The sequence below is a fragment of the Gilvibacter sp. genome, assembly GCF_013214815.1.
In the GTDB taxonomy this organism is placed as follows: Bacteria; Bacteroidota; Bacteroidia; order Flavobacteriales; family Flavobacteriaceae; genus Gilvibacter.
On record NZ_JABSPU010000108.1, the window covers coordinates 1 to 5,012 of the forward strand.

The following is a 5,012-nucleotide window of genomic DNA, read 5'->3' on the forward strand; positions in this document are numbered from 1 at the left end:
AGCTTCGCAAAGCAGGGCTTGGACTTTTGGGGAATATGATCGGCGATGCTAAGGCCGTGGCGTGTATTGAAGACACTGCGGTTGCTGTGGAAGATCTTTCTGAGTATATCTCTGATTTTACCCAGCTTATGCGCGAGTTTGACCAAGAAGTGGTCTATTATGCGCATGCAGGAGCGGGAGAGCTTCATTTGAGACCGATTTTGAATCTCAAGCAATCACAGGACGTAAAGAAATTTAAAGACATTACTACAGCAGTTGCTGGCTTGGTTAAAAAATATCGCGGCTCATTATCTGGAGAACACGGCGATGGAATTGTCCGTGGATCACTACTGCCGGAGATGCTTGGAGACGAGGTCTACGGCTACATTAAGTCCGTTAAACATGTCTTTGATCCTAAGGGTATTTTCAATCGCGGAAAGATTGTGGATGCTTGGGCTATTGACCAGCGACTTAGATATGTACCCGATCGCAAAGAGCCAGAGCTAACTACCTATTTGGACTTTAGTGAAAGTCAAGGCTTGCTGCGTGCTGCGGAGCAATGCAACGGTTCTGGAGATTGCAGAAAACTGCCGGGCAACGGAACCCTATGCCCGAGTTATCATGCAACTCGTGATGAAAAGGATACCACTAGGGCTCGCGCAAATGTTTTGAGAGAATTACTGACCAATACCTCCGACGGAAACCCATTTACCAAGCCTGAGCTTCACAAAGTGATGGATCTTTGTATCAGCTGCAAGGCCTGTAGTAGCGAATGTCCGAGCAATGTCAATGTGGCCAAATTTAAAGCGGAGATCCAATACCAACAACGCAAAGAAAAAGGGGAGAAGCGCCGAGATCGCTTTTTTGCAAAGAGTGACCAGCGAATGGCTTGGTTATCAAATTTCCCGAAGATCAGTAATCGATTGTTTATTTCAGGCCTCTTTACAAATGCAGTGAAAAGTGTTTACGGCATTGCCCCTAGGAGAAAATTACCCAAGTTGAGTGCTCATCGTTTTAATTTTACTCAGCTAGAAACAGATCATAATACAGAGAAGCCTCTGGTTCACTTGTTTGTTGATGAATTCTCTGAGTATTTTGACAAAGAGATCGCCCAAGATGCCTATGATCTTCTCACTGGTCTGGGGTATAGCGTACACCCAATCCGCGGATACAACAGTGCACGCGCGCTACTGTCTAAAGGTTATTTAGAGGAGGCAACAGAGGTTATTGACAACAACTTGGCTCAGCTAGCACCTCAATTAGGAGCAAATGACCTATTAATAGGAATAGAGCCTTCTGCCATATTGGGCTTTAGAGACGAATACCGATATATGAGCACGGATAAAGCGGCGGCCGAGCATTTAGCTCAAAGGGCAATGCTCATAGAAGAGTTTATTGCTCAAGAGGCTGCTGTGGGTAATATTTCATCGGCACAGTTTACTAAGGATGAGGCCCGGGTAAAGATTCACAATCATTGCTATCAAAAGGCTTTAAGCAATCAAAAATGCACCTTTGATATGCTGAATCTGCCTCAGAATTATAAACCCACGATCATTCCCTCGGGTTGTTGCGGTATGGCGGGTAGCTTTGGATATGAGAAGGAGCATTATGAGATCAGCATGAAGATTGGGAAACAAACCTTGTTTCCAGCAGTGATCAATGCTACTTCAGACACCTTAATTGCTGCAAATGGAACAAGTTGTAGACATCAAATTCACGATGGCACCAAAAGGATGGCACAGCATCCCGTTACTATACTTAAAAAGGCACTTAAAGTTTAGTAATTCCTACGAATGCAGAGATTACTTCTGGCATCACTTCCGAATCTACATTCTCAGTGCGGTCCAATTTCATTACCCGCTCTCTGGTTTTGTAGGAGAATAATTTCCAGGTCTTGTTGTTGTATTCCAAAGCAGTTAGGTTTTCTACCCAATCGCCACTGTTTAAATACAAGGTGCGCCCTTTTTTATTCTTTACCTTTTTGATCGCAGGCTGGTGAATATGGCCACAGACCACAAAATCGTATTCATTTTCAATGGCCAGTTCAGCGGCAGTTTCTTCAAAATTACTGATGAATTTCACTGCGGATTTGACGCTGTTTTTGATTCGCTTGGACAGGGAGTATTTATCGCGACCGATCAGCTTTAAAATCCAGTTTAAAGCACGGTTGAATAGAATCAAAAGGTCGTAACCCCATCCTCCCAATTTAGCGAGCCATTTGGCGTGTTTTATGGAAGCGTCAAAAACATCTCCATGGAAAAACCAAGCTTTTTTATCGTCCAACTTTAAAACCAGTTTATCCATGACGTGCAAATTGCCCACATGAGTGTCTGTGAACTTTCTGAGCTTTTCGTCGTGATTCCCTGTCAGATAGTAAACTTTAGTGCCTTTGGCAGCAAGGGCGAGGATCTTCTTGATCACCAGCATATGTGACTTGGGGAAGTAGCGTTTTCTGAACTGCCAAATGTCTACAATATCTCCATTCAAGATCAAGATCTTGGGTTGTACTGAATTCAAATAATACAGCAGTTCTCGGGCATGACAGCCGTAAGTGCCCAAATGGACATCAGAAATAACCACTACTTTTACCTTCCGCTTCAATACTGTAGATTTAGTATTACAAAGGGCGCAATTTTTTTAAAAGAAGTGGTTAGTGATTTATTACGAGTAAGTTGCAAAACTGTTACCGCATTTTGGGCTTTGTTTCCTGAATATTAAGCGGTTTGTAACTTTTAATATTCCGGCTGATAATTTACCTTTGTGTCTGATCGATTATCATGGCAGGAAATACTTTTGGAACTGTTTTTAAACTCACCACTTTTGGAGAGTCTCACGGACCAGCTTTGGGTGGAATCATCGATGGATGTCCGGCGGGCCTAACCGTTGATTTTGACGCCATCCAGGCAGAAATGATCCGCAGAAAACCTGGGCAATCTGCAATTGTTACCCAACGTAAAGAACCGGATCAGGTAAAATTCTTATCGGGAATTTTTGAAGGCGTTACCACGGGTACGCCCATCGGTTTTGTTATTGAGAATACTAACCAAAAGTCCAAGGATTACAGCCATATCAAGGATACTTACAGACCTTCCCACGCAGATTATACCTACCAACAGAAGTACGGTTTGCGCGATTACAGAGGCGGCGGTAGATCTTCGGCTCGAGAAACTGCCTGTCGCGTAGTTGCTGGTGCTTTAGCAAAGCAACTTCTTGGTAACATCAGCATCAACGCATACGTATCTGCAGTTGGAGACCTTACTTTGAACAAACCCTATCAAGACTTGGATTTTTCTTTGACCGAAAGCAATCCGGTAAGATGTCCCGATCCTGAAATGGCGGAACAAATGGAAGCTCTGATTCGCGAGATCCGAAAGGAAGGAGACACTGTGGGCGGTAGCATTAGCTGCGTGATCCAAGGAGTACCTGTTGGTTTAGGCGAACCGGTCTTTGACAAACTCCACGCAGAATTAGGCAAAGCTATGCTTTCCATCAATGCCGTTAAAGGATTTGAATACGGATCCGGTTTTGAAGGCACCCGCTTAAAAGGAAGCCAACACAATGATCTTTTCAACGCAGACGGTTCTACCAAGACCAATCACAGTGGTGGGGTACAAGGAGGAATCAGCAATGGAGAAGATATTTACTTCAATGTTGGCTTTAAACCTGTCGCTACCATCATGCAAAAGCAGGAGGCACTCAACAGTGAGGGAGCGTTGGTAGAAATGCAAGGCAAAGGAAGACACGACCCTTGTGTTGTTCCACGTGCGGTACCTATTGTAGAGGCAATGGCTGCCTTAGTATTGGCAGATGCGTGGTTATTAAATAAATTGGCTAAATTGTAAGCCAAACCCACTTATATATGAAAAAAATGGCTTTACACTGGAAGATCCTCATCGGGATGCTTCTGGGAATTATCTTCGGATTTATAATGACGAGTGTATCTGGAGGTAAGGAATTCGTTGGCGACTGGATCAATCCATTCGGAACCATCTTTGTAAAGCTCTTGAAACTCATAGCAATTCCGCTGATTCTGGCTTCCTTGATCAAAGGGATCTCGGATTTAAAAGACATTTCCAAGTTCAGAAATATTGGTCTAAGAACCATTGTGACTTACATTTTAACTACGGTAATTGCAATTTCTATTGGTCTTGTTTTAGTAAATATAGCACAACCTGGAGACGGTATTTCTGAGGAGACTGTAGCGAAACTCTCAGAAACTTATGCCGAAAATTCTGGGATTACCTCGAAGATTCAGGAGGCCGGAAAAGATAGAGGCCCACTACAGTTTCTGGTAGAAATGGTCCCTGATAACGCCTTCAAGGCCTTTAGCAATAATGGGCTGATGTTACAGGTGATTTTCTTTACCATTCTCTTTGGAATCTCCATGCTCTTGATTGGCGAAAAGGCAGCCAAACCTTTAAAAGATCTTTTTGATTCCCTCAATGATGTGGTTTTGAAAATGGTAGACTTGATCATGTTGAGTGCTCCTGTTGCTGTATTCGCGCTGTTGGCACAGGTTGTAGTGACCGCCGATGATCCTGAAATTCTCAAGCGACTCCTATTTTATGCCGGAATTGTAGTGACTGGCTTGGTTCTTATGATCTGTTTCTACATGCTCTTAGTAGCAGTAGTAGCTAAAAAGAATCCGATCTGGTTTTTAAAACAAATAAGTCCAGCACAGCTATTGGCATTCTCTACTAGTTCTAGTGCGGCAACCTTGCCTGTGACCATGGAACGTGTGGAAGAGCATATCGGCGTGGATAAAGAGGTATCTAGATTTGTGCTTCCAGTTGGTGCTACTATCAATATGGATGGAACCAGTTTGGATCAGGCGGTCGCCGCGGTGTTCATTATGCAAGTGCTCTGGCCGGAGGGATTGATCTTTAGCAATCAGTTGACCATTGTACTTACTGCACTTTTGGCTTCCATTGGATCAGCGGCCGTACCCGGTGCTGGAATGGTGATGTTAGTCATAGTCTTGGAAGCAGTAGGTTGCCCTGCAGAAATGATGCCTATAGCCTTGGCTTTGATCT

At 43.8% G+C, this 5,012-nt stretch carries 4 protein-coding genes; 3 read left to right on the plus strand and 1 reads right to left on the minus strand.

All coding sequences use genetic code 11. The features are described 5' to 3' along the window. The coding region (locus HRT75_RS14000; RefSeq protein WP_291188008.1) for an FAD-linked oxidase C-terminal domain-containing protein at positions 1-1,760 on the plus strand (1,760 nt) is incomplete at its 5' end. Here HRT75_RS14000 and HRT75_RS14005 read toward each other — a convergent pair. Continuing rightward, on the minus strand, positions 1,750-2,580 hold the full coding sequence (locus HRT75_RS14005; protein WP_291188012.1) for a UDP-2,3-diacylglucosamine diphosphatase: 831 nt from the start codon (positions 2,578-2,580) through the stop codon (positions 1,750-1,752). The two genes, HRT75_RS14000 and HRT75_RS14005, sit on opposite strands and share 11 nt — an antisense overlap. A gap of 176 nt (positions 2,581-2,756) precedes the next feature. On the opposite strand from HRT75_RS14005, the gene aroC reads away from it, so the two are divergent. After that, positions 2,757-3,821, plus strand: a complete 1,065-nt coding sequence (gene aroC / locus HRT75_RS14010) for a chorismate synthase (protein ID WP_291188015.1) — start codon at positions 2,757-2,759, stop codon at positions 3,819-3,821. Positions 3,822-3,838: 17 nt separating this feature from the next. Beyond that, on the plus strand, positions 3,839-5,012 hold a 1,174-nt coding region (locus HRT75_RS14015; RefSeq protein WP_291188018.1), incomplete at its 3' end, for a dicarboxylate/amino acid:cation symporter.

Excerpts from the sequence above, each read along its gene's own strand:
- aroC (WP_291188015.1), top strand. The coding sequence starts at position 2,757 with ATGGCAGGAAATACTTTTGGAACTGTTTTTAAACTCACCACTTTTGGA.